Source organism: Bradyrhizobium sp. LTSP857 (assembly GCF_000938285.1).
GTDB lineage: Bacteria > Pseudomonadota > Alphaproteobacteria > Rhizobiales > Xanthobacteraceae > Bradyrhizobium.
On the sequence record NZ_JYMS01000039.1, the window covers coordinates 242,931 to 267,793 of the forward strand.

22 protein-coding genes are annotated in these 24,863 nt (G+C 64.3%); 12 read left to right on the forward strand and 10 right to left on the reverse strand.

The genetic code is table 11. From position 1 onward, the window contains the following. Positions 1–10: 10 nt before the first annotated feature. Together UP06_RS25865 and UP06_RS25870 are read right to left on the reverse strand one after the other, a co-directional pair. On the reverse strand, positions 11–703 hold the full coding sequence (locus UP06_RS25865; protein ID WP_045006486.1) for a hypothetical protein: 693 nt from the start codon (positions 701–703) through the stop codon (positions 11–13). After that, positions 700–1,269: a sigma-70 family RNA polymerase sigma factor gene (locus UP06_RS25870; protein WP_045006487.1), complete on the reverse strand. Its 570-nt coding sequence runs from the start codon at positions 1,267–1,269 to the stop codon at positions 700–702. The genes UP06_RS25865 and UP06_RS25870 overlap by 4 nt, the downstream gene beginning before the upstream one ends. Before the next feature lie 441 nt (positions 1,270–1,710). Between UP06_RS25870 and UP06_RS25875 the strand changes: the two genes are divergently transcribed. After that, on the forward strand, positions 1,711–2,868 hold the full coding sequence (locus tag UP06_RS25875) for a GGDEF domain-containing protein (protein ID WP_045006488.1): 1,158 nt from the start codon (positions 1,711–1,713) through the stop codon (positions 2,866–2,868). 63 nt (positions 2,869–2,931) lie between these two features. Continuing rightward, positions 2,932–4,035, forward strand: a complete 1,104-nt coding sequence (locus UP06_RS25880; protein WP_045006489.1) for a DUF2336 domain-containing protein — start codon at positions 2,932–2,934, stop codon at positions 4,033–4,035. A gap of 12 nt (positions 4,036–4,047) precedes the next feature. On the opposite strand, the gene paoC is transcribed toward UP06_RS25880, so the two are convergent. From paoC to UP06_RS25905, 5 genes are all read right to left on the reverse strand, one after another. Further along, a complete protein-coding gene (gene paoC, locus UP06_RS25885; protein ID WP_045006490.1) occupies positions 4,048–6,252 on the reverse strand; it encodes an aldehyde oxidoreductase molybdenum-binding subunit PaoC in 2,205 nt (734 codons plus the stop codon). Between the two features lie 3 nt (positions 6,253–6,255). Beyond that, positions 6,256–7,206: an FAD binding domain-containing protein gene (locus UP06_RS25890; protein ID WP_045006491.1), complete on the reverse strand. Its 951-nt coding sequence runs from the start codon at positions 7,204–7,206 to the stop codon at positions 6,256–6,258. Continuing rightward, a complete protein-coding gene (gene paoA / locus UP06_RS25895) occupies positions 7,203–7,859 on the reverse strand; it encodes an aldehyde dehydrogenase iron-sulfur subunit PaoA (protein WP_045006492.1) in 657 nt (218 codons plus the stop codon). The genes UP06_RS25890 and paoA overlap by 4 nt, the downstream gene beginning before the upstream one ends. Positions 7,860–8,053: 194 nt before the next feature. After that, positions 8,054–8,692: an NrsF family protein gene (locus UP06_RS25900; RefSeq protein ID WP_045006493.1), complete on the reverse strand. Its 639-nt coding sequence runs from the start codon at positions 8,690–8,692 to the stop codon at positions 8,054–8,056. Between the two features lie 2 nt (positions 8,693–8,694). Then, positions 8,695–9,240, reverse strand: a complete 546-nt coding sequence (locus tag UP06_RS25905) for a sigma-70 family RNA polymerase sigma factor (protein ID WP_045006494.1) — start codon at positions 9,238–9,240, stop codon at positions 8,695–8,697. Between the two features lie 290 nt (positions 9,241–9,530). Between UP06_RS25905 and UP06_RS25910 the strand changes: the two genes are divergently transcribed. Both UP06_RS25910 and UP06_RS25915 read left to right on the forward strand, forming a co-directional pair. After that, on the forward strand, positions 9,531–10,208 hold the full coding sequence (locus tag UP06_RS25910) for a hypothetical protein (RefSeq protein WP_045006495.1): 678 nt from the start codon (positions 9,531–9,533) through the stop codon (positions 10,206–10,208). 110 nt (positions 10,209–10,318) lie between these two features. Beyond that, complete coding sequence (locus UP06_RS25915; RefSeq protein ID WP_045006496.1) at positions 10,319–11,098, forward strand: enoyl-CoA hydratase; 780 nt, start codon at positions 10,319–10,321, stop codon at positions 11,096–11,098. A gap of 42 nt (positions 11,099–11,140) precedes the next feature. Here UP06_RS25915 and UP06_RS25920 read toward each other — a convergent pair whose 3' ends face one another. After that, positions 11,141–12,997 carry an acetyl-CoA hydrolase/transferase C-terminal domain-containing protein gene (locus UP06_RS25920; RefSeq protein WP_045006574.1) on the reverse strand — a complete coding sequence of 619 codons (1,857 nt, stop codon included), beginning with the start codon at positions 12,995–12,997 and terminating at the stop codon, positions 11,141–11,143. 227 nt (positions 12,998–13,224) lie between these two features. On the opposite strand from UP06_RS25920, the gene UP06_RS25925 reads away from it, so the two are divergent. From UP06_RS25925 to UP06_RS25945, 5 genes are all read left to right on the forward strand, one after another. Continuing rightward, positions 13,225–14,655 carry a TolC family outer membrane protein gene (locus UP06_RS25925; protein ID WP_156163223.1) on the forward strand — a complete coding sequence of 477 codons (1,431 nt, stop codon included), beginning with the start codon at positions 13,225–13,227 and terminating at the stop codon, positions 14,653–14,655. Positions 14,656–14,761: 106 nt separating this feature from the next. Continuing rightward, positions 14,762–15,730 (forward strand): alpha/beta fold hydrolase, encoded by a 969-nt coding sequence (locus UP06_RS25930; protein WP_050032026.1) that lies wholly within the window; start codon positions 14,762–14,764, stop codon positions 15,728–15,730. Between the two features lie 34 nt (positions 15,731–15,764). Then, positions 15,765–16,184 carry a hypothetical protein gene (locus UP06_RS25935; RefSeq protein WP_045006497.1) on the forward strand — a complete coding sequence of 140 codons (420 nt, stop codon included), beginning with the start codon at positions 15,765–15,767 and terminating at the stop codon, positions 16,182–16,184. Beyond that, complete coding sequence (locus tag UP06_RS25940; RefSeq protein WP_050032028.1) at positions 16,177–17,277, forward strand: hypothetical protein; 1,101 nt, start codon at positions 16,177–16,179, stop codon at positions 17,275–17,277. Before UP06_RS25935 ends, UP06_RS25940 begins: the two co-directional genes overlap by 8 nt. Then, positions 17,255–17,593, forward strand: coding sequence for a hypothetical protein (locus tag UP06_RS25945; RefSeq protein WP_156163224.1), 339 nt, complete (start codon positions 17,255–17,257; stop codon positions 17,591–17,593). Before UP06_RS25940 ends, UP06_RS25945 begins: the two co-directional genes overlap by 23 nt. A 9-nt stretch (positions 17,594–17,602) precedes the next feature. On the opposite strand, the gene UP06_RS25950 is transcribed toward UP06_RS25945, so the two are convergent. Then, positions 17,603–19,201, reverse strand: a complete 1,599-nt coding sequence (locus UP06_RS25950) for an FAD-binding oxidoreductase (protein WP_050032031.1) — start codon at positions 19,199–19,201, stop codon at positions 17,603–17,605. Between the two features lie 92 nt (positions 19,202–19,293). Between UP06_RS25950 and UP06_RS25955 the strand changes: the two genes are divergently transcribed. The 3 genes from UP06_RS25955 to UP06_RS25965 all read left to right on the forward strand — a co-directional run bounded on the left by UP06_RS25955 (position 19,294) and on the right by UP06_RS25965 (position 21,633). Next, positions 19,294–19,851 (forward strand): P-loop NTPase family protein, encoded by a 558-nt coding sequence (locus UP06_RS25955; protein ID WP_045006499.1) that lies wholly within the window; start codon positions 19,294–19,296, stop codon positions 19,849–19,851. A gap of 42 nt (positions 19,852–19,893) precedes the next feature. After that, on the forward strand, positions 19,894–20,805 hold the full coding sequence (locus UP06_RS25960) for an amidohydrolase family protein (RefSeq protein WP_045006500.1): 912 nt from the start codon (positions 19,894–19,896) through the stop codon (positions 20,803–20,805). Between the two features lie 201 nt (positions 20,806–21,006). Beyond that, the gene (locus UP06_RS25965; protein ID WP_045006501.1) at positions 21,007–21,633 is read left to right on the forward strand and encodes a LysE family translocator; all 627 of its coding nucleotides are present in this window, start codon (positions 21,007–21,009) and stop codon (positions 21,631–21,633) included. A gap of 88 nt (positions 21,634–21,721) precedes the next feature. Here the strand turns inward: UP06_RS25965 and UP06_RS25970 are convergent, their stop codons facing one another. Beyond that, positions 21,722–24,838, reverse strand: coding sequence for an efflux RND transporter permease subunit (locus UP06_RS25970; protein WP_045006502.1), 3,117 nt, complete (start codon positions 24,836–24,838; stop codon positions 21,722–21,724). Positions 24,839–24,863 lie beyond the last annotated feature (25 nt).

The following is a 24,863-nucleotide window of genomic DNA, read 5'->3' on the forward strand; positions in this document are numbered from 1 at the left end:
AGCGGCGCGTTTAAGGCGCCGCCACGGCGAGGTTGACGAACTTCTCGCGCTGCATCTTGCCGAGCAGTGCGGCGAGTTCGTCCCGGCTCATCGCCTTGTCAAACTGGAGGCGGAACATGCCGCCCTTGGCATCGCCGATGATCGAAGCCTGGTAGCTGTCGAGCAGCGCGGTGACGTCGGCGACGCGCGCCTCGGGCGTGAAGCGCACCAGCGCCCGCGACGGCGCGGCGGCTCCGAGCTCACGCGTGATCGGCGCGCTGGTTGAGAGCGAGGCGGTCTCGAACGTCGCGGGCTGGGTCTTCATCAGCACCGCGCCGATGATGCCGGCCTGAAGCAACAGCGCGATGGCACCAAAGCCCGCCGACCAGGCCAGCGTGCGCGGCGACAGGCTCGCGAAGAAGGTGGAGATACGCGCCGACAGCGGCAGCGAACCGGAGGCCTGCGCCGGCTCGGCATCGATCGCGGCGAATAGCTTCTGCATCGCGCGCGCCGAGGGAGCGCCCAAGCTCTCGTTCAGATGGATAGTCTCTTCGTACTCGCCGCGGATCGCCGCATATTGGCGGGCGAGCTCCGGATCGCTGGCGAGCGCTTCCTCAACGCGGCGGGCGTCGCGCGCGTTCAGCGTGCCGGCGGCGTGCCACGGCAGCAGCAACTCGATCTCACTGGGCTCTCGCTCCAGCATCTTCTTGCTCAGTGCCATCATGGCCAGCCTCGCTCAATGCCGGCTGCCTTCAGCAGTTCGGCCAATTTCTTGCGCGCATAAAACAAACGCGTCTTCACAGTGTTCTCCGGAATGCCAACGATTTCGGCCACCTCTTCCACGGACTTCTCGTGGTAGTAGACGAGATCGACGATTTCCCGATGATCCGGCGAGAGGCCCGTCAGACACTCCCGCAACGCTTCACTGGTATCCTTCTTCTGAACCGCCGTTTCTGGATTGTCGGACGAATCCTCGATCGCATTGGCGGCCTCGTCGTCCAACTCAAAGTCCTTCCGGCGCCGGAGCGCAGACAGGGCCTTGAATCGGGTGATTGCCAGCAGCCAGGTGGAAACGGCGGATCGGCCCTCGAACTTGCCGGCTTGACGCCAGACGTCCAGAAACACCTCGCTGATGAGGTCCTCTGCCGTCTGTTCATCGCGCACGAGCCTGAGCCCGAACCGATACACCCTGACATGATGCCGCCCGTACAGCACCTGCATGGCGAGCCGGTCGCCTTGGGCGATCCTGGCGATCAGGACCTCGTCCGTAGCCGCCTGTGTCACGCTCAAAGGCCGTCTCGCAAGGTTGGTCGGGGCGATACGGTGGACGGTTCGACGGGAGGGACGAAATTCTTCAGCCTACCGCAGTCATACGGGGGTCTGTGTGATCTACCCCACATACGCGCATTTTCCCTGTCCCACCCGTGGTGGCCGGCTGCTTCGCTCCAAAACGGTAACATAATACGGAAACACTTTCCTGCGGAACGCCGTGGGCCGGCACAGACGGCCCGATCGAGCCCGATCCATAACACAGCCCTGTGCAGCTTATGTCGCACAGAGCCGGCTTTGGTCCGCGATATCGCCTGCGATGCCTAACTCGCCGGAAAATTCCGCGCCGTTCAAGGCCCCCTCACCCGCGCGGCGTCCCCCGGGGATTCGGTGCAAAAGGATACCAAACCTAAAGGCTTGCCACGTAGATTTTTTCGGCTGACATCCACCATTGGCGGGACCATGAACACGGCCGCGACGTCCTTTCCGGAGAGGAATGCCGCTGAAGTCGTGGATCTCGTCCTCACATCCGCGGCGGCGGCGCCCGAGGTGCTGGCGCGCCGGACCCGGCAGCGCCGGCAGATGTATGTCGGCCAGATCGCAAGCTATTCGCTCGGCGCTTTTGTGCTGCTGCTCTACGCCTATGACGGCGCCGTTCATATGAACGTTCCGTCGCTGTTCTGGGTCGGCGGCGTCCTGATCATCGGCATCTTCATCGTGATGTCGGAGGCTGGCGTCGGCGACAAGCACAACGACCACTATCTCACTGTCTTCCAGATCTCGGCGCATATGGCGCTGCAATTCGTGTTCCTGGTGTCGGTACCGACGATCGGGATTGCCTTCATCAGCGTGCTGTTCCTGATCTTCGCGTTCGGCACGCTGCGCATGACCTCGGCCCAGGCGATGCTCACCTGGGCGATCGCGACCAGCGCGCTCGCGGCCGTGTTCCTCGCCTCCGACCTGCCGATCGGCATGCCCGTTGCGACGAGGCTCCAGCGGACCGCCTCGATGCTGTGCTTCGTGCTGGTGATCGGCCAGTGCGCCTTCCTCGGCCTGTTCGGCGCCACGCTGCGCAAGATCCTGTACCGGCGCAGCATCGAGCTGAAAGAGGCCTATCAGCGAATCGAGGAGCTCGCCGAGCTCGACGAGCTGACCGGCTCCTACAACCGTCGCTGCATCATGCGGCTTCTCGACGTCGAGATCGAACAGTCGCGGCAGGCGACGGCGCCCTGCGCCATCGCACTGATCGACCTCGACTGGTTCAAGCGCATCAACGACGCCCACGGCCATCCCGTCGGCGACGAGGTGCTGCGCACCTTTGCCATCACCATCTTTGCCAATATCCGCCCCGACGATCGCTTCGGCCGTTATGGCGGCGAGGAATTTCTGCTGCTGCTGCCCGGCACCGACGGCAACGCTGCATCGCGCATGCTCGAGCGGCTGCGCAGCATCGTCGCCGAGCTCGACTGGAGCGCATTCTCGCCCGGTATGCAGGTAACCATTTCCGCCGGCGTCGTGACGCTGCGCGACAACGATACTGCCGACACGTTTCTCGCGCGCGCCGACAGCGCGCTCTATTCCGCCAAGGCGCAAGGGCGCAACCGCATTGCAACAAGCTGACCAATCCATTTTCTGCCGGTCGCACAGAAACCGCGACCGGACCGAACGCTCCAGGACAGGGCTATGAGATCCAAATCCGCCAAGACATCCGAAAACCTGCTCGACGAATTGCAGTCGGCGCTCTCGCACGGCACCGTTGCGCGCCGGGTCGAGACGCTGCGCCGGGTCACCGATCTCTTCATCAACAACGCGGTGGATTATTCCGACGAGCATATCCGGGTGTTCGACGACGTGTTCCAATGCCTGGTCGATCAGATCGAGACCTCGGCCAGGGCACTGCTCGCCGACCGCCTCGCGCCGATCGGAGCCGCACCGCCCCAGATCATCCGCACGCTCGCGCTTGACGACGTCATCGAGGTCGCCGGCCCCGTGCTGTCGAAGTCGGAGCGGCTGGACGAGACGACCCTGATCGAGATCGCGCGCAACAAGAGCCAGGCGCATCTCAAGGCGATCTCGCTGCGGCGGGTGCTTTCGGAGGAGCTGACCGACGTGCTGGTGATGCGCGGCAACGACGAGGTGGTGCAATCGACCGCTGCGAACCCGGGCGCGCAGCTCTCCGAAGGAAGTCTGACCGATCTCGTCACCCGCGCCGCGCGCGACGACGACCTCGCCACCTGCATCGGCCTGCGGCCGGACCTGCCGCGGCATCACTATCTGAGGCTGGTTGCGAAGGCTTCCCTAAGCGTGCGCAGGAAGCTCGAGGCGGCCCATCCGGATCTCGCCGACGAAGTGTCGAGCGTGGTCCAGGAAGCGGCCCAGCGGATCCGTGCCGCCGCCATGACCAGGCAGACCGAGATGGCGCGTGCTCTGGTGAAATCGCTGCACGCCGACGGCCGTCTCAACGAACTACAGGTCACGGCTTTCGCCGAGCAGGGCAAGTTCGACGAGACCAATGCGGGGCTCGCCGCGCTCGCCGGCGTCTCGGTCGAGACCGCCGAGAACTTGATGATCGAGAGCCGCACCGAGGGCGTGATGATCCTCGCCAAGGTCGCCGGCATGTCATGGCCGAGCGTGCGCGCGATCATTGCCATGCGCGAAAAACTCTCCGGCGGCTCGCAGACGGAGATGCTGAAGCAGCGCGATACCTACGAAGCCCTGCGCAGCTCCACAGCGCAGCAGGTGCTGCGCTTTCACCGCATGCAGCAGGGCGCGACGCCGGCGGCCTGACGGCCGTCACCGTCATGCGTCGGGCATGCGATGCAGCAGCTTGTCGAGCGTGATCGGGTAGTCGCGCACGCGTATCCCGGTTGCGTTGTAGATGGCGTTGGCGAGCGCCGCAGCGACGCCGCATAGCCCGAGCTCACCGATCCCCTTCGCCTTCATCGGCGAAGACATCGGATCCGTTTCGTCCAGGAAGATCGTGTCCTGGTGCGGGATGTCGGCATGAACCGGGACCTCGTAGCCGGCGAGATCATGGTTGACGAAGAAACCGGTGCGCTTGTCCACCGCCAGCTCTTCCATCAGCGCCGCGCCGACGCCCATCGTCATTGCGCCGATCACCTGGCTGCGCGCCGTCTTCGGATTAAGGACGCGGCCTGCGGCACAGACGGCGAGCATGCGGCGGACACGAATCTCTGCCGTCGCCACGTCGACACCGAGCTCGACGAAATGAGCGCCAAACGTGGATTGCTGATGCGTCTTGGCGAGATCGCCATACTCGATCGAATCCTCCGCCGTGAGTTCGCTGTCCGACGCCGCCTGTCCCAGCGGGACGCTTCGGTTACCCGAGGACACTTGCCCGTCCGAAAACGCGACGTCCGCGGAATTGAAGCCGAGCTTCTGTGCCACCGCCTCACGCAGCTTGACGCAGGCAGCGTAGACACCCGAGGTCGAATTGTTCGCACCGAATTGCCCGCCGGAGCCGGCGGATACAGGAAAGCTGGAATCGCCTAGGCGCACCACGACCTTTTCAAGTGGCAGCCCCATCATCTCTGCCGCGGTCTGGGCGATGATGGTGTAGCTGCCGGTTCCGATGTCCGTCATATCGGTCTCGACGGTCACGGTCCCGCTTCGGTCGAGACGAACGCGCGCACCCGATTTCATCAGAAGGTTGTTGCGGAACGCGGCAGCCGTGCCCATGCCGACCAGCCAGCGGCCTTCCCGCCGCTTGCCGGGCTCGGCATTTCGCGCGCTCCACCCGAAGCGTTCCGCACCGGTCTTCATGCACGCGACGAGCTGCCGCTGCGAGAAGGGACGGCTCGGATGTTCGGGATCGACCTGGGTGTCGTTGCGTGCGCGGAATTCGACGGGATCGAGATTCAGCCGCTCCGCCATCTCGTCCATGGCGATCTCCAACGCCATCATGCCGGGCGCCTCGCCCGGCGCACGCATGGCGTTACCCTCGGGGAGATCCAGCATGGCGAGGCGCAGCGCCGTCATCCGGTTCTCGCCGGCATAGAGCAGACGGGTCTGCTGAACCGCCGTCTCCGGCCTGCCTTCCGGCAAGTTACCCGACCAGCTCTCGTGTCCGATCGCGGTGATCTTGCCGTCCCTGTGAGCACCGATGCGAATGCGCTGGATCGTCGCCGGACGATGCGTGGTGTTGTTGAACATCAGCGGGCGTTGCATGGCGACCTTGACGGGGCGATTGGCGGCGCGGGCGCCTAAAGCTGCGAGGATCGCGTCTGAACGGAGGAACAGCTTTCCTCCGAACCCTCCTCCGATGAACGGTGAAATGAGACGAACATTGTCCTTCGGCAGACCGAGAGTCTTGGCGACATCGCCGGTCGTCCAGGCGATCATCTGATTGGAGGTCCACAGCGTCAGCTTGTCGCCATCCCACGCCGCCATCGACGCATGCGGCTCCATCATGGCATGGGCCTGATCCGGGGTGGTGTAGGTCGCATCGAGTTGCACCGGTGCAGCCGCGAAGGCGCCCGGAAAATCACCGACACTCGTGTCCGGCTGGTCGTCACCGCGGCCGCGAGGTTTTGCGGCGCCATCCCGTCCAACGGACAGGTCGAACGCCCCCGTGGCCGCGCTGTAGCTGACCTGGACAAGCTGGGCGGCGGCGCGGGCCTGTTCGAAAGTTTCCGCAACAACGACCGCGACGGCCTGGTGGTAGTGGTCGATCTCGGGGCCGCCGAGCAGCTTCGCCGTGTTGTAATTGCCCTTGCCGAGCTTGCCGGCATTTTCCGCGGTGACGATCGCGATCACGCCAGGCGCGACCTTGGCGCGAGACAAATCCATCGATGCAATCCGGCCCTTGGCTATGGCAGCACCGACAATATGGCCGTAGGCAGGTCTCGAGACGGCATCGTGCCACTCATAGGCGTAGGTTGCCCTTCCCGTCGTCTTGAGAGGGCCGTCGATCCGGCTGGTCGCATGCCCGATGATCTTGAGCTGATCGATCGGATTGGTGGTTGCGGGCGTATCGAACTTCATGGCTCAACCCTTCGCGTCGGTGAGCACGGCGGCGAGCGTACGCTCGACCAATGCCAACTTGAATGCATTGTCTCGGGTCGGCTTGGCACCGTCGAGCAGACGTGAGGCGACGGCCTTGGCGCCGCGTTGCATCTCGGCTTCGGCCGCCTCGACCCGCCAGGGCTTGTGAGCGATGCCGCCGACGGCAACGCGCCCCGTTCCATCGCGCTGAACGATTGCCCCGACCGAGACTAATGCGAACGCGTAGGAGGCGCGGTCACGCACTTTGCGATAAATATGCGTTCCGCCAACGGGCTTCGGAAGCGTCACGGATGTGATCAACTCGCCGGCCGCAAGCGTCGTCTCGATGTGCGGCGTGTCTGCCGGCAGACGATGAAGATCGGCGATCGGGATATTTCGGGTCGTACCGTCCGAACGAACCGTCTGGACGCTCGCATCGAGCGCGCGCATCGCGATCGCCATGTCGCTCGGATGCGTCGCGATGCAGGCGTCGCTCGAGCCGATGACCGCATGCTGGCGGGTCACGCCGCCGATAGCAGCACAGCCGCTACCGGGATTGCGTTTGTTGCACGGCTGATTGGTGTCATAGAAATACGGGCAACGCGTCCGTTGCAGCAAATTTCCCGCCGTGGTCGCCTTGTTGCGCAACTGGCCCGACGCACCCGCAAGCAGCGCGCGTGACAGCAGGCCATAATCACGACGAACCCGCTCGTCGGCAGCCAAGGTCGTGTTGCGGACCAGCGCGCCGATGCGCAGGCCGCCCTCGGGCGTCGGTTCGATCTTGTCGAAGCCCAAGCCGTTGACGTCGATCAGATGAGCCGGCGTCTCGATTTCAAGCTTCATGAGGTCGAGCAGATTGGTGCCACCGGCGATGAATTTCGCATTGGTGGTCCTGACGGCCGCAGAAGCCGCCGCCGCAGGCGAATTCGCTTTCTCATAGGTAAATGACTTCATGCGGGCCTCCCAGCAACCTCGGTGATTGCCTCAGCGATGTTGGAATAGGCGCCGCAACGGCAGATGTTTCCGCTCATGCGCTCGCGCAGTTCGTCGTTCGTCAATTGCGGCACTGCGTTGAGGTCACCCGTAACGTGACTGGGAATGCCGGCTTTGATCTCGTCGAGCACGGCCACGGCCGAACAGATCTGTCCTGGCGTGCAATAGCCGCACTGAAAGCCATCGTGCTTGACGAAGGCGGTCTGCATCGGATGCATATGCTCCGGCGTCCCAAGCCCTTCGATCGTGGTGACGCTGTCACCCTCGTGCATGACCGCCAGTGTCAGGCATGAATTGATGCGCTGCCCGCCGACGATCACGGTGCAGGCACCGCATTGGCCGTGGTCGCAGCCCTTCTTGGTGCCGGTGAGATGGAGATGTTCGCGCAGCGCGTCGAGGAGCGTGGTCCGGGTGTCCAGCTTCAGGGCGCGGATCTCGCCATTGACGTTGAAGGACACCGTCGCCATCGCGGGCGGTTCCTCCGCATCGGCGGCGGATCCGGTGGCGAAATTCTGAGCCTGGGCGGAGCGTGACGCAGCGCCGATCGCGACCGACGTGGCGGTTCCGATCAGAAGGTTCCGCCGCGACATTTCGAATGCGCTGGGTTTTCGCATGGTTGGGCATATCCCTCGCTACAGCAGCGTCCAACGACGCTCTGGATAGAAGTCGTCCAACCGAAGTTAGTTTCTAGCCGCGAACGGGATTAGTCCTTCACAATGGCATGAACTTATATGCGCCATTCATGAATGCGACCGTGGCCGGCGCACTGAGCGCGGATGCGGAGGTTACGCTGATGGCAAAATCTGCCCTAGTAGCGCAGCACTTTTGAGCCAACGGCGGCGCCGATCGCGGTCACGACCGCAGTCGCGATCGTGTACCAGGTCGCGACGAACAGCGGCGAGTCATCCGTGCAGTGCGAGGCATAGAGGGTCGCGGCGAGCCCGGCCGACAGCAGGCCGGCAAGCGCGCCGGCAAGCGCCGGTCGCGACGGCGCACCGTGGCGCAGTCCGAACAGTGCGCCCGCAAGCAGCGGCAGCGACATCGCGGGGATCGCCAGCATGCACCACCGCGAGTTCTTGCCGACGAGCCGCATCGTCATCGGCATGGCCGGGGCCATCATCGCTTCGCTGCCGATCGCAACCGCAAGCAGCCCGACGGGTAGTAGCAGGAGCCAACCCCAACCGCGCATCAAGGCCTCGGGCCGTGACAGATGCAGGCTGACGATGATCGCGGGGATCGCGAGCGACAGCGTGACCGCGAACTTCATGTCGAAAAACGGATTATGCATCGCCGTCATCACATCGGGCCGAACGCCGAGGAACGTCGCGAAGATCAGGATCGACAAGGGGGCTGCCACCAACAGCGCCATGGTCAACATCGCACCGACGCGCGGGGCGCGGTGGGGGTTGTCGGCCGCAAGCGTGCGAATGAGTTGATCGGTATCCATGACTAGTGGTCCCGTAGTTTGGCAGTGAGGGCCGCAAGGCCCCGATGCAGCGCGACCCGCACCGCACCTTCGCTCATCGAAAACTTCGTCGCCGTATCCTTGATCGAGACGCTGTCGACCGCGATCGACTGCAACACGTCGCGCTGGCGCTGCGGCAAGGTGTTGAGCTGCGCGGTGACCTCGCCCGTAGAGGCCGTCTCCTGCGGCGCCTCGCCCGGCAGGGTCTCGACGAAATCGTCGATGTTGACGAAGACGCGTCTGCCGCGCCGCCTCAGCGCATCGATCAGCTTGTTGCGGCCAATCGCGAACAGCCAGGGGGCGAAGGGCGCTTCGCTGTCCCAGGTGTGCCGCTTCAGATGCACCGCCAACAAAATCTCCTGCACGATATCCTCGGCTTGATCGGGAGGTTGCCCGGCCCGCGCCAGACCACGCCTCGCGGCAGCGCGCAGCACCGGTGTGACCGCCTTCAACAGGCGATGATACGCCGCATCATCGCCTGCCATGGCCGACCGCATCAGGTCGGTCCACTCGTCCTCACGTCCGCGCACGCGCGCCCCTCACCATGCAATTCGGCCGCTCTGTCAGTTTGTTACACCGGCACTCGCTTCATCACGAAATCGTGATCGACGTCAGACCCGGCATTCGATGCAGCCGCAAAAACCCGCGAGCGCTCATAACACCGATCGACCGGCCCTGCACCCGGCTGCCCGGGCCGCCCGACGGGTTTTGCCGCGTTTTTGCCCGGTCTAGCCCGAAGATTCCCATTTTTTGCCCCGTTGTCGTCATGGGCCGGGGTCTCTGTTCGCTCCGGGACGGGTGAATTGGGGAGATCGTCAACATGATGAAAGCCAGCGGGCGCGCGGCATCGATTGTTCTGACCGGACTATTCCTGCTGTTCGGAGGCGCCGCACAGGCCGCGCCGAGCGCGAGCGCAAGCTCGAAACCGGACAGCGCGAGCAAGCAAGCCGATGCGGTCAAGCCGAGCCAGCAGCGGCGCCATTACGCTCACCGCCGCACCAGCAGCAAGACCGCGCAGAAATCCGACGACAAGGCCGACAAGAAGGACGCCGCGCCGCAGACCGACGAGGCCAAGGCTGGCAAAGAGGCCGGCAATGACGTGCCGGCCTCGAGCCAGATGCCGCCGGACGTCGCCAACGCCAATGCGCAGCTCGCCGCGGCCGACACGCCGACCGCCGCCGCGGCCAGCGCATTGACCGGCCGCGCCAACGACAATGTGCAGGCAGCAGCCGATAATACCGCTGCCGCCCCGGGTGCCGAGACCCAGGTCGTCCCTCCCGACCAGCTCAACGACATCGATCGCGCCCTGCAACAGGACAACCCGCCCGCGCAGAAGGCGGTGGTGGCCGCAACCGACGCGCAGCCGCGTCCGGCGCCGGTGATGGCAAGCAGCCAGCCGAACTCGGCCTGGGACCAGAGCTCCCTGATCGGCAAGATCTTCATCGGCGTCGGCACGCTGCTGACGCTGGCCTCTGCCGCACGCATGTTCATGGCCTGAGGCCCCTGCCCGGGACGCGCATCTCGCCGCGCGTTCCGGCGGCCTTTGGCCCTTGAAGCCCACCCCGCCAGCGGGCAGATTGCCCGCTCAATCAAAAGCGTGGGTGGAGCATGAGCACGTTCGAACACATCATCGTCGAAAGCAAAGGCGCGGTCGGCATCATCAAGCTGAACCGGCCGAAGCTGCTCAATGCGCTTTCCTTCGGCGTCTTCCGCGAGATCGCGGCGGCCGTCGACGACCTCGAGGCCGATGACGCCATCGGCTGCATCGTCGTGACCGGCAGCGAGAAGGCCTTTGCCGCCGGCGCCGACATCAAGGAGATGCAGCCGAAGGGCTTCATCGACATGTTCTCCGAGGATTTTGCCGCGATCGGCGGCGACCGCGTCGCGCGCTGCCGCAAGCCGACCATTGCCGCGGTCGCGGGCTATGCGCTGGGCGGCGGCTGCGAGCTCGCCATGATGTGCGATTTCATCATCGCCGCCGACACAGCCAAGTTCGGCCAGCCCGAGATCACGCTCGGCACCATTCCCGGCATCGGCGGCACCCAGCGCCTGACGCGCGCGATCGGCAAGTCCAAGGCGATGGATCTCTGCCTCACCGGCCGCATGATGGACGCAGCCGAAGCCGAGCGCTCGGGCCTCGTCAGCCGCATCGTGCCCGCCGACAAGTTGATGGACGAGGTGATGGCGGCGGCCGACAAGATCGCGGCGATGTCGCGGCCCGCGGTTGCGATGGCGAAGGAAGCGGTCAACCGCGCCTTCGAGACCACGCTCGCCGAAGGCATGAGCGTCGAGCGCAACCTGTTCCATTCGACCTTCGCGCTCGAAGACCGTTCCGAGGGCATGGCGGCGTTCATCGAGAAGCGCAAGCCGGTGAACAAGAACCGGTAGGGTTCGCCTCATCCGTCGTCCCGGCGAAGGCCGGGACGACACTTAGCTGCGGCTCTGCGCAAGGGCCGCGCTGACCAGCGCGCGATAGCCACGTTCAGCCCACGTTTTTGGGCGATCGAGACCGAGGCGTGCGAGACATGCCTCGTCAGCGCTGTCGGGAGTTCGTATCTCCCCCTGCCACAACAAGCCTGCGAGCGCTCGCGGCGAACGTTGTGCGGCTTGCAGGATCTCCAACGCCGGGATGAGGCGTTGCTCAATGTCGGTGAAATCGCAGCCGAACGGGAACGATGGCAGCAAGCCGGCGTCTCGCGCGGGCTTGAGCGCAGTTGCGATCCGCTCCGGATGGTTTTCGCGATGGGCCGCCGGAATGTCGTAGCCGCGCGGCAATTTTCCGGCGTCTTTCGCGACCCGCGCCAATTCGTCCTGGAAGCGCGAATCCGCGATCATCAGCATGCTCGCGATCACGTCGGCATCCGACTTTCCCCTGAGGTCGGCAACACCATACTCGGTGATGAAGACATCGCGCAGATGCCGCGGGATGGTCTCGTGCCCGTAGCGCCAGAGGATGTTGGATTTCAGCGCACGGCCGGCTTGCCGCGTTGCCTCGAGCGTCAGCACCGAGCGCGCGCCCGTGAGCGCAAAAGCCTGCGCCACAAAATTGTACTGCCCGCCGACACCGCTCACCACCTGCCCGTCGTCGAGGCCATCGGAAACGGCCGCGCCCAACAGCGTCGCCATCATCGTGTTGTTGATGAAGCGCGCATCGATGCGGGCACGGCGCTTCTGCTCCTCCTCGCCGTAGATCTCGTTGGTGAACGACACCGGCATCATCTGGATGCGTGCGATCTGGTCCGGCGGCATCTCGCGCAGCGCGCGGTAGAAGGATTTTGGACCGAGGAAGAAAGCGCCGTGCAACACCACGCCGTCGACGGCGCGCTTGAGAATGTCGGCGTCGATCAGGCCGATGAAGGCTTCGGTCAGCATCTCGCTGACGCCATAGAGGCCTGTCTCGAAGGCGCCGGCTTCCTGCGCGACCGCCGGCCGCGCCGGCGACAGCCGGGTTACGACGTCGTGAAAAGCTCCGCTGTTGCGGTGGCGCAGGATCAGGCCCTGCGCCAGCGCATCGCCGATCTGCCCGATGCCGATCTGAAGCGTGCCGCCATCGCGCACCAGCGATGCCGCGTTCAGGCCGATCGCGTATTTGGCATCGGAGATCGGCTCCGACGGCGGTGCGAACAGGGGAAAGTCGGTCGCAGGGCTCTCCAGCACGGCGCTGAACTCATCGGCCGGAAGATCGCCCGCACCCGGCATGAACGGCAGTTCGGAATTCACCTGCGCGATCAGCTTGAACGATGCACGGCCGGCGCGGCGCTCGCGCAGCACATCCAGCGTCGTGTCGGTGTTGCAGGACAGGCTGTAGCGCGGCACGCCGTCAACGACGCGCTTGGACACCAATTGGGTCACCACGTTGAGCCCGCGCGCCAGCAGATAACCCGCCGCGTGAGTATAGTTGGCCGAGATGTAGTTCTGCTGCGCGGCTGCGACGCGCAGCCAGCGTCCGGCAAGAAAGAAAAATTCGACGACGTTGATGTTGGCCGGCAGCCGATTTTCGTGCAACGCATCGGCGTAGGCCAGATCGGGATAGCCGCCGAATAGCCGGTCGATCACGGGCGTGATGAAGCGATGCTCGATCAGCCTCTTCGGTCTCGGCTTTTCCAGTGTCAGCGCCGAGAGCAATGTCAGCTTGATGTCAGGATCGGCGCAGGCCCGCGCATAGAGGGCGTTGATCACGTGATTGGCCTTGCCGAGGCCGAGCGGCAGACCAACCACCAAATCGGTTCCGACGTCGCGAATGATCTCCTCCGCGAGCGCATCGGGATCGGAGAAGAATTTCGGCATCATCCGTGGGGGTCCGGACCGCATGACAAAGGCGCCTGACGGGATTGGAAGGCGCCGCGGGTCCCCTATAGCGCATTTGGGGCAGGATCGGTGTGTGACGCACCTGCAACAAGCATGGAATTCATGGGGGTTTCCTCCGCGGCAGTTTGCCTGCGGGACCGGCGCTGGTTAAACAGGTAAGAGGTCGCCGTCGGCGGGGGCGGACAGCCGGGGTTTTGCGGGATTATATGATTGGGCGTGCCGCCAGAGCTGGTCGCGTGATGACGCGGCATCGATCGGGCGTGGGTCCTGTGTTGGCAACATGGACCGCGTTGGCGGTCTGCTGCGCCCTGCCCACAGCTTCATGGGCGGAAGCCCTGCCCGAGGCGCTGGCCAAGGCCTACCAGACCAATCCGGCGCTCAATGCCGAGCGAGCGCGACAGCGCGCGACCGACGAGACCGTGCCGCAGGCCCTCGCCGGCTACCGGCCACAGATCGTGGCGAGCCTCAGCGCCGGCCTGCAAGCGGTTCGTAACCTGCTGCCCGACAACACCATCCAGACCGCGAGTCTGAAGCCGTGGACAATCGGCGTCACGGTGACGCAAACGCTGTTCAACGGCTTCCGGACCGCCAACAGCGTACGGGTGGCGGAACTCCAGGTGCAGTCGGGGCGCGAAGCGCTGCGCAATGTCGGCCAGGGCGTGCTGCTCGATGCGGTGACTGCCTACACCAACGTGCTCGCCAACCAGTCGCTGGTCGACGCCCAGCGCTCCAACGTCGCCTTCCTGCGCGAGACGCTCTCCGTCACCCAGCGCCGCCTCAACGCCGGCGACGTCACGCCGACCGACACCGCGCAGGCCGAGGCGCGCCTCAGCCGTGGCCTCGCCGATCTCAACGCCGCCGAAGTCGCGTTTGCGGTGAGCCAGGCCACCTACGCCCAGGTGATCGGCAATGCGCCCTCGGCACTTCGGCCCGCCGAAGTGGTCGATCGCTATCTGCCGAAGAGCCGCGAAGACTCGATGACGATGGCGATCCGCGAGCACCCGGCCGTGATGGCCGCAGGCTTCGACGTCGATGTCGCCTCTACCAACATCCGCGTCGCCGAAGGCGCGCTGCTGCCGAGCGCCAGCATCCAGGGCAGCGCCAGCCGCAGCCGCGACAGCGACCAGACCCTTGGCACCTTCGCCACCGACCAGGCCTCGATCGTCGCCAACGTCACTGCGCCGATCTATGACGGTGGCCAGGCCGCGTCACAGACCCGGCAGGCGAAGGAAGTCACGGCGCAGAGCCGGCTGGTGCTCGACCAGGTCCGCAACCAGGCGCGCACCGCGGCGACCAGCGCCTGGGTGGCCAATGAAGGCGCCAAAATCGCAGTCTCGGCTTCGGAGTCCGAGGTGAAGGCGGCGACCGTCGCGCTCCAGGGCGTGCAGCGCGAGGCCGCCGGCGGACAGCGCACGACCGTAGACGTGCTGAACTCGCAGGCCGATTTGATCCAAGCCAAGGCGCGCCTGATCGGGGCGCTGCGCGACCGCGTCATCGCCTCCTACACGCTGCTCAGCGCCGTCGGTCACCTCGACGTCAAGACGTTGAGCCTGAATACGCCGGACTATCTGCCCGAGGTACATTACCAGCAGGTCCGCGACGCCTGGCACGGTCTGCGCACGCCCTCGGGGCAGTGATTCATTAACCGCACAAGCAGCGCGCAGCCACTTTGCTGCTGGCCCACTGCTCTACCTTCGCTAGAGTGGCTGTAGGATATTCGCGTCGGTTTCGCCGAGGGCCATTTTGATTTTCAAACTTCTCCGCGACACCGCGAAACTATGTCTGATTGTTTTATTGCTGGTGGTCGCTGCGATCGCTGCATTTCGAATTGCTGCCGCCGTTCGCGAGACTGCCGACCGCGGCGATCTTGCGCCATCGACGGGGCATTGGGTATCCACGCGTTCCGGCGACGTGTTCGTGCAGGAGAAGGGACCGACAACGGGAACGCCCGTCGTGCTGTTCCACGGCACGGCAGCCTGGAGCCAGTTGTGGCGGGCGACGAGCGAGGCGCTCGCTGGCGCCGGCTATCACGTCATTGCGCTGGACCTTCCGCCGTTCGGCTTCTCGGACCGGCCGGGCAGCTACACGCGACAGGACCAGGCCGAGCGCGTGAATGACGTGCTGGTGCGGCTCAACGCGCGGTCTGCCATCATCGTCGGCCATTCCTTCGGCGCGGGGGCTGCGACCGAGTTGGTGCTGCGCTTCCCGGATCGTGCCCGCGCGCTCGTGCTGGTCGATGCGGCGCTCGGGCTGACGGCCACGCCGTCGGATGCGCCGGCGCTGTTGCATCCAAAATGGCTGCGCGAGGTGCTGGTGTCTCTCACCGTCACCAATCCGCTGGCGACGAAGATGCTGCTGAAATCGCTGATCGCGAACAAGGATCGCGCGCTGCCCGAATATGTCGAGATTCTCCAGCGCCCACTCTCCCGGCAGAACAGCACGTCCGACATCGCCGACTGGCTGTATTACTTCGCGGGCTCCGATCGCACCGCCCAAAGCGCGGACCGCGGCGCCTATGCGCGCCTCAAGCAACCCGTCACCATCCTCTGGGGCGAGCTGGATACGGTGACGCCGCTTGAGCAGGCGCGCGATTTGAACGTGTTGCTGCCACAGGCGCACCTAAGACTACTGCCCGGGCTCGGTCACATTCCGCAGATCGAAGATCCCAAAACCTTCAACGATGCCCTGCTCAAGGCGCTTGCGACACTCTAGACTTGGCAAGATTCGAGACGCGACCGGAGGATCCATGGACATCATCAGATTTTGCGCCCTTGGCTATGCCGCGCTGCTCGGATTCGTGATCGCGACCGGCTACATCCCCGCCTTCATCGACCAGAACGACATGATCTTCGGCCTGTTCCGCCGCACCTGGTACGCCGACGGCCTGCATCTGGTCTCCGCGCTGTGGGCGCTGACCGCAGCACTAACCTCGAGGCGCGCGTCCGAACTGTTCTTTCAGTTGTTCGGTGTGTTCTATTTCGCCGACGGCGTACTGGGCCTCCTCACCGGAAGCGGCTATCTCGACTTCGGCATCCTCATCAATGGCGTGCTGAACCTGCCGCTGTCGACGCGCATCTTCGCCAATGCACCGCATCTGGGCTTGGGCGGAATCGCCATCCTGATCGGCTATCTGCTCGCGCCGCGTACGCGACCGGCCCATGCTTAAGCGCCTGCGCCGCATTGTCCTGGCGTTGCTCGCACTGATCGCGATCGCGATCCTGGTGCCGCTCGCCTACATCGAAGGGACCTGCCAGCCTGTTTCGCAAACGGCATCAGCGGCAACGGCCGCCGTGACGCTGCCGCCGATCACCGAGAAGGGCTATCGCAGGCCGCTGGACAACACCTATTTCACCTTTCCGGAGTGGTACATTGTCTATTCCTTCGAGGATTTTGGCCGCTTCCTCGACCATTCCAGCGAGAGCCAGTTCGGCTATCTCCACCACATCCTCGGCTTCTGGCGCAGCTTCTGCACCATCAACCGCGCCATGCCGGCGGCGACCGAGTCCCGCTTCGACGTCAAGATGATGATCTATGTCATCGGGATCAGCTACTCGACCGAGTATGCGATCAAGGGATTTTACGAGAACACGGTCGGCCGCGTCTTCGAATGGATCAGGGGCGACCGGCTGACGCCGCAGGACGAATATGCCCGCGCAGTGCTCCAGGACTACGCCGCGTTCCTCTACACCGTGCCCTGGTTCAAATATCCATTCCGCGACAAGCTCGACGGGCTCGAGGCGATCTCGGCCCCGACGCCGAGCCAGTTGCGCACATGGGAGCGCGACTTCGCGCTCGGCACCGAATATTTCCTCAAGATCGGCTACGCCCACGCGATCCAATCCGCGCTCGACGCCGCCAATGACGACGAGCCGCGCGACATCATGTTCGTGGTGGCGACGCTGCCGCCCGAGGTGCTCGCCGGCGAGCCTCGCCTCACGCTGATCCGCACGCTGTCGCCGGACTGGCAGCTGGTACAGGCGCCGCGCTACAAGGCGCTCACCGAGATCCTGAGCAAGCTGCTGGACGGCGGTCACCGCCTGGCGGAGGTCGCCGGCAATCACGACATCCTCATCACGGTGATCGCACCGAAGGACACGAAGCTCGACATTGCCGACACCACGGAACTGTTTTCACTCGATCTCGACGCCAAACCGGGCTTCCGCCGCGCCGGTCTGAGGGTTAGGATCGACCGGCTCGTCGAAATCAAGCGCGCGCTGACGGCCAAGGATGTGAGCCTTGAGCACTTCTACGACTTCTAGCGGAACAAGACTGCGGCCACTCGGCAGGATCGTGCTTGCGGTCACGCTGGTCGTCGCCGGCTGGCTTGCGCTCGTCGTCGCCCTCACCTTCGGGACGTCACCCGGCCGCTCGCTGGCCGTGATCGGTCCGCAGGCACAAGCGATCGCAGCTGTCGCCAAGGCGAACGGACGTGTGCTGTCGTCCAGCGGCTATGTCACGATCGCACGTTCCGATGCCGCCGACTTTGTCGGCCGGCTCTATACAGCCGGTGCCCTGCTCGTTCTCGACGCCGAGCAGGCCGGCGGCTGCAACGGGCTGGCGCCGAAGCGCAGCTGAGCGTGCCGCTTACGACGCGTATTTCTGGTACATCGTGTTGGTGAACAGCCCGGCCGGGTCGTATTTGCGCTTGGCCGCGAAGAAATCGTCGATCTGCGGATAGGATTTCTTGAGCTGATCGCGCGAGTAATAGAGCTGGTACGGCAGGAAGAAGCGTCCCTGATTGGCGATGGTGAGATCGATCAACTCTTCCGTCGTCTTCTTCATGCGGCGATTACCCTCATCGTCCGTCGGCTGGTTGATGTAGAGCACCAGCGAGAACGCCGGCTCCGGCGCATAAGTCAAGAAGTTGTCTTCCTTGTGCACGATGCGGACCGAGGCATTGAGCAGATTGGTCTTGTTGGCGAGCATGATCTTGCGCATGCCGTCGACGAAGGCTGTGAAATTTCTGCGCGGAATGAAATATTCGTGGAGGATGTCGGTCTCGTCCTGCAACGCGTTGCGCAGGTAAGGCACGGAATCGTGCATGGGATCGTTGCGGCTGACGAGGCAGGCTTCGCCCGAGGCGATCGCCTGCGCCCGCGTCACCGTGCAACTCTCCATGCGGTGCTCGATGTGCTTCTCCGAGAGCCATTTCAGCTCCTGGAAGAACGGCCCCTGCTTGGACAGATTGATGGTGAGTCGGCGCAGCTTCGTGCCACTGACCTCGCCGAGCGGCTGGCGCTGGAAATCAGTGCCGTCGGCCTTGGTGTAGGTATAGAGCAGCATTTCCTGCAAGAAGCTGCTCGGGGCGGTCGAGAGATGGCCGTACATCAGGCCGATATTGCTGTCCTTCTCGATCTCGCCCGAAAACAGCGCGGGAAACGCCTTGTAATCCAGCACACGCCGCCCGGTCTGGTAGACCGTGTTGTCGGCGACGTCGAGCTCGGCCTCGATGATGACGCCGAGCAGACCGTAGCCGCCGACCACGAGATTGAACAGCTCCGCATTCTCGGCCGCCGAGACGCTCTTGATCGAGCCGTCAGCCAGCATCACCTTCATCGCCTTGATCGAGCGGGCCAGCGCGCCGGCCTGATGATCCATGCCGTGGGCATTGACCGAGATCGAGCCGCCAACGCTGAAAATGTCGGTCGACTGCATGGCGCGGACTGCGAAGCGCGGATGCAGCGCGATCTGGATGTCGTGCCAGGTCGCGCCGGGCTGCACGGTGATGCTGCGCGCAGCCTCGTTGAGCGTGATGCGGTTGAAGCCGCGCATGTCCAGCACGATGCCACCCTTGCGGAAGGCCTGCCCGCCCATGGAATGGCGCACGCCCGCCGTCGTCACCGGCAGCTTGTTGTCGCGGGCAAAGGCCAGCGTCCTCGTGATATCGTCGATGCTGTGCACCTCGACCATACCGTAGATCTCGGTGCGGTTGAGGCAGCTCGCGTCATTGATGCTGCCGCCGAGCTGCGACCATTTTACGCCCGATAGCGGCGCGATCGCCCGCACCTTGTCCAGATCGATCTTGCCCCGCTCGCCGATGTCGTCGGTAGCCCGGCAATCCTTCGGCCCGGTCGGATCAGCCGCCAGCGCCTGCAATTTGCGGAAGCCGTAGACGCCAAACAGCGCCACGAGGATGGCCGCGGCCGAGACGCCTGCTTTAAATTTGCCAAAAGATTTTTGCATGAGATGATTCCAGCGGGGCGGGTATGATCCGGGAGCGCGGATCATTAGTCAAACCGTCGTCTGTTTGGTTCAAGCCTTCCCAGGAAACGAATATGAAAAGCTGCCGCATTCACTTGATGGGCGCGTCGGGCTCCGGCGTGACAACGCTCGGCCGTGCGTTGGCGAACCAGCTTGCGCTGCCGCATCACGACAGCGACGACTATTTCTGGCTGCCGACCGCGCCGCCCTACCAGACGACCCGCCCTGCCATAGATCGGCTGCGCCTGATGCGCGAGATCTTCCTGCCGCGTCTCGATTGGGTGCTGAGCGGGACCGTGACCGGTTGGGGTGACGAACTCGTCCCGCTGTTCGATCTCGTCGTCTACGTGACCACGCCGCGCGAAATCCGGCTGAAGCGATTGCGAGCCCGCGAGGCCACGCATTTCGGCGCCGATGCCGTCGCGCCGGGCGGCTGGCGACATGATGAGACAGAGTCGTTCGTCGAGTGGGCCTCGCACTACGAAGCTGGCGATCGCGAAGGCCGCAGTCTCGCAAAACATGAAGCGTGGCTCGCGGGCCTGCCCTGCCCGGTCGTACGCGTCGACGGCGCGCGGCCGGTTGCGGAGCTCGTCGAGCAGCTATGCGCCGACGTGGCAGGACTGCCCGGCTGATGTGATATCGTTCCGCGCGCCTTCCTCGCCGCCGGAGTAGCCATGACCGACCAAATTTACGCGCGCGCAGCGCAACCCGCGACGCCGATCAATTTCGACGTCCCGCCGCATGCCTGCGACTGTCACACCCATATCCATGGTGATGTCGAAAAGTTTCCGTTCTTCGCGGGGCGCGTCTATACGCCGGGACCGGCGAGCCCCGAGGAAATGGCAGCGCTGCACAAGGCGCTGCTCATCGAGCGCGTGGTCATCGTCACGCCGAGCATCTACGGCACCGACAATTCCTCCAGCCTGTTCGGGATGAAGGCGCGCGGCGCGACCGCGCGCGCCGTCGCCGTGATCGACGACAAGACCACGGAGAACGAGCTCGACGCGATGCATGCGGACGGCTTTCGAGGCATCCGCATCAATCTTGCGACCGACGGCGTCAGTAATCCCAATGTCGGCCGCGATCGTTTCACCGCCGCTATCGAGCGTATGAAGGCGCGCGGCTGGCATGTGCAACTTTACACCACACTGCCGATGATCTCCGCGATCAGGGATCTCGTGCTGGCTTCACCGGTGCCGGCGGTGTTCGACCATTTCGGTGGTCTCGACGCTTCGCTCGGACTCGAGCAGCCCGGCTTTGCCGACCTCATCGCGCTGGTCAAATCCGGCAAGGCCTATGTGAAGATTTCAGGCGCCTACCGCTCGTCGAACCTCGCGCCCGATTATCAGGACATGGTGCCCTATGCACGTGCGTTGATCGCCGCGAACGCGGACCGGATCATCTGGGGCACCGACTGGCCGCACCCGGATTCGGCGCAAGTCGAGGGCCGCAAGGCCACCGATATCGCACTGTTCCACGCGATCGACGATGGCCGCCTGCTCAACCAGCTCCCGGCGTGGGCGCCGGATGCCGACGTGCGCAAGAAAATCCTGGTCGACAATCCTGCGCGACTCTACGGCTTCTGAGTCGCGACAAGTCCGATTAGGTTCAAACGAAGTGCGATGTGGTTCCACGTTGAGTCTTGGAACTGTTGTCGCGAGAGCACAACGACACTGACTCACACGAACGTGTTGATGCTTTCGTCCGCTTTTCACCCGTTCGGTTGAGGCGACGATTCATTTTCGCCGGTACGCACACGAACAGATTTCATTTGTTCGTACGGTCGCATGCCTTTATCGCATTATCTTGCCGCACTTTTCTCCGGCATTGGAATTGGTTTCACTGTCGCGGCTCCGATCGGCCCAATGGGAATGCTGTGTATTCAACGTACATTGGCATCGGGGATGGCCACGGGCCTCGCAACAGGCTTCGGCGCAGCAACCGTCCATCTCGCCTACAGTGCCTTTGCGGTTCTGGGCCTGGGCTCGCTTGCGCAGCCGTGGGTCGAAGCCAATGCCGCGGGCTTCGGCATCGTCTCGGCCCTCACGCTGCTATGGTTCGCGATCCGGACGCATCGCAATTCCCTGATGCTTCAGGAAACGAACGAGATCGACCGGGTGCGCCTGGCGCGCGCCTATCTCAGCGCCATCGCGCTCGGATTCACCAATCCGCTCACGGTCATCCTGTTTCTTGCCGCGCTGAACGCGTTCTCCGCGCAATCCGCGGCGGCTCCACTGATCGCTGGGGTGTTCGTCGGCTCGGCGGTCTGGTGGACCGTGCTCAGCACGATGGTCGCAACCGCGCGATCACGGCTGACGCCGCGGATGCTGTCGCTGAGCAGCCGGTTCGCGAGCCTGATGCTGCTCGGGCTCGGCACCACAATGCTGGTGCGGATCGCGCAGCGGATGTTGTGAGAGCATGATCCGGAAAAGTGTGCAGCGGTTTTCCCTCGCGACAAACGCGGGACGCGTTTGCGCGGAGATCATGCTCAAACAATGCGCGTCAGCGCGCGCGGCGCGAGAAGAACGAGATCAGCACCGGCAGCGTCACCAGGATCACGATCGGCGCCAGCATCATGCCGGTGACGACCACGACCGCGAGCGGCTTCTGCACCTGCGAGCCGATGCCTCCCGACAGCGCGGCCGGCAGCAGGCCGACGCCTGCGACGACGCAGGTCATCAGCACCGGGCGGAGCTGCAACTCGCCGGTGCGTATCACCGCGCTGACGCGGTCCATGCCTTCATCGATCAACTGGTTGAACTGCGACAGGATGATGATGCCGTCCATCACGGCGATGCCGAACAGCGCAATGAAGCCGATCGCGGCCGAGACGCTGAAGGCGGTGCCGGTGATCAATAGCCCGAGCACGCCGCCGAAGATCGCCATCGGGATGACGCTCATGGCGAGCAGCGTATCGGTCATCGAGCCGAAATTGAACCAGAGCAGGACGGCGATCAGCGCCAGCGAGATCGGCACCACGATCGACAGCCGCTTGATCGCATCCTGGAGATTGCCGAACTCACCGACCCATTCCATGTGCGAGCCGGGCGGCAACTGCACCTGTTCGGCGATCTTCTGCTGCGCCTCGCGGATGGCGCTGCCGAGATCGCGCTCGCGCACCGAGAACTTGATCGGCAGATAGCGTTCCTGCTGCTCGCGATAGATATAGGCCGCACCCGAGACGAGGCTGATCGTGGCGACCTCGCTCAGCGGAATTTGCGTGACGGTGCCGTTCGGTCCGGGCGCGCCGATCCGCAGATTCTGGATTGCCTCCGCGCTCCTGCGGTATTCCGGCGCGAGCCGGACGATGATCGGGAAATGACGGTCGCTTCCCGGCTCGTAGAGATCGCCCGCGGTGTCGCCACCGATCGCGACCTTGATGGTGGCGTTGATGTCGCCGGGGGCGAGGCCATAGCGCGCGGCCTTGGCGCGGTCGATGTCGATCTGGACCGTCGGCTGCCCAAGCGAGGTGAACACCGCAAGGTCAGTGACGCCCTGCACGGTCGCCAGCACCGACTTGATCTTGGCGGCGGTGTCGGTGAGCGCCTGGAGATCGCCGCCGAACAGCTTGATCGAGTTCTCGCCCTTCACGCCGGAGACGGCTTCGGACACGTTGTCCTGGAGATATTGCGAGAAATTGAATTCGACGCCGGGGAAGCGGTCGTCGAGCTGCTTGAGCAGTTGCGCGGTCAGCTCCTCCTTGTCGTGCGTGCCCGGCCACTCGCTCGCGGGCTTCAGCGGCGCGAAGAACTCGGCATTGAAGAAGCCGGCCGCGTCGGTGCCGTCGTCAGGACGGCCGTGCTGCGATACGACGGATTCCACCTCGGGCCGGGCGCGGATCAGCTTGCGCATCTCGTTGACGTAGCTGTTGCCCTCCTGGAGCGAGATGGTCGGCGGCAGCGTGGCGCGGACCCAGAGGTTGCCTTCCTCGAGCTTGGGCAGGAACTCCAGGCCGAGCAGCCGGCTAAGCGCCACCGTCATCAGGACGAGACCGACGGCGGCGCCGAGCATGATGCCACGATTGGCGACGGCCCAATGCAGCACGGGCATGTAGATCCGGTGCAGGATCAGCATGATCCTCGTCTCGGTCTCCTCGACATGCGCGGGCAGGATGATCGCAGACAGTGCCGGCGTCACCGTGAAGGTCGCAAGCAGGCCGCCGGCGAGCGCGTAGGCATAGGTACGCGCCATCGGCCCGAAAATGTTGCCCTCGACGCCGGACAGCGTGAACAGCGGCAGAAAGGCCGCAATGATGATCGCGGCGGCAAAGAAGATCGAACGCGACACGTCGGCCGCGGCGCTGAGGATGGCATGGCTCTTCATGCCGAACATCGTCTCGGGCGACATCTGCTCGGATTCCGCCGGCGGCGTGGTCTGCGTGAGGCGGCGGAAGATGGCTTCCACCATGATGACGGTGGCATCCACGATGAGGCCGAAATCGATGGCGCCGACCGACAGCAGGTTGGCCGATTCCCCACGCAGCACCAGGATGATCACGGCGAAGAACAGTGCAAACGGAATCGTGGCGCCGACGATCAGCGCGCTGCGCAAATCGCCGAGGAAGATCCACTGCAACAGCACGATCAGCAAAATACCGACCACCATGTTGTGCAGCACGGTATGGGTGGTGAGGTCGATCAGGTCCTTGCGGTCATAGATGCGCTCGATGCGCACCCCCGGCGGCAGGATGCTCGAGTTGTTGATCTCGGCGACGAGCTGCTCGACGCGCTTGATGGTCGGCGTGCTCTGCTCGCCACGGCGCATCAGGACGATGCCCTGCACGATGTCATCGGCATCGTCGAGGCCGGCGATGCCGAGACGGGGCTTCTGGCCAACGGTGACGGTGGCGACATCCTTCACCAGCACCGGATTGCCGCCGGACTGCGCCACCATGGTGTTGGCAAGGTCGTCGATCGAACGGATCAGGCCGACGCCGCGCACCACGGCCGATTGCTGGCCGATATTGACGGTGTTGCCGCCGACATTGACGTTGGAATTGCTGACCGCCTGCAACAATTGCGGCAGCGTCAGGCCGTTGGCGACAAGCTTGTTGAAATCGACCTGGAGCTCATAGGTCTTGCTCTTGCCGCCCCACCCGGTGACGTCGATCACGCCGGGCACGGAGCGGAAGCGACGCTGAAGAATCCAGTCCTGGATGGTCTTGAGGTCGAGCACGCTGTAGTTCGGCGGGCCGACCAGGCGGTAGCGAAAGATTTCGCCGATCGGGCTGAGCGGCGAGATCTGCGGCTGCACGTTGCCCGGCAGCGGCGCGAGCTGCGCCAGGCGGTTCAGCACCTGCTGCAGCGCCTCGTCATAGGTGTAGGCGAAGGAGAACTGGAGCTTGACGTCGGAGAGGCCGTAGAGCGAGATCGTGCGGATGGTCGTGAGGTTCTTCAGGCCTGCGACCTGGGTCTCGATCGGGATCGTGATGTAACGCTCGATCTCTTCCGCCGACAGACCGGGGCTCTGGGTCACGATGTCGACCATCGGCGGGGTCGGGTCGGGATAGGCCTCGATGTTGAGCTGGTTGAACGCGATCAGGCCGCCGATGAGCACGGCGACGAACATGCCGACCATCAGGTAGCGTCGGTTGACGGCAAGGGCGACGAGACGATCCATTCAGGTCTTCGCAGTTTCTTGGGTC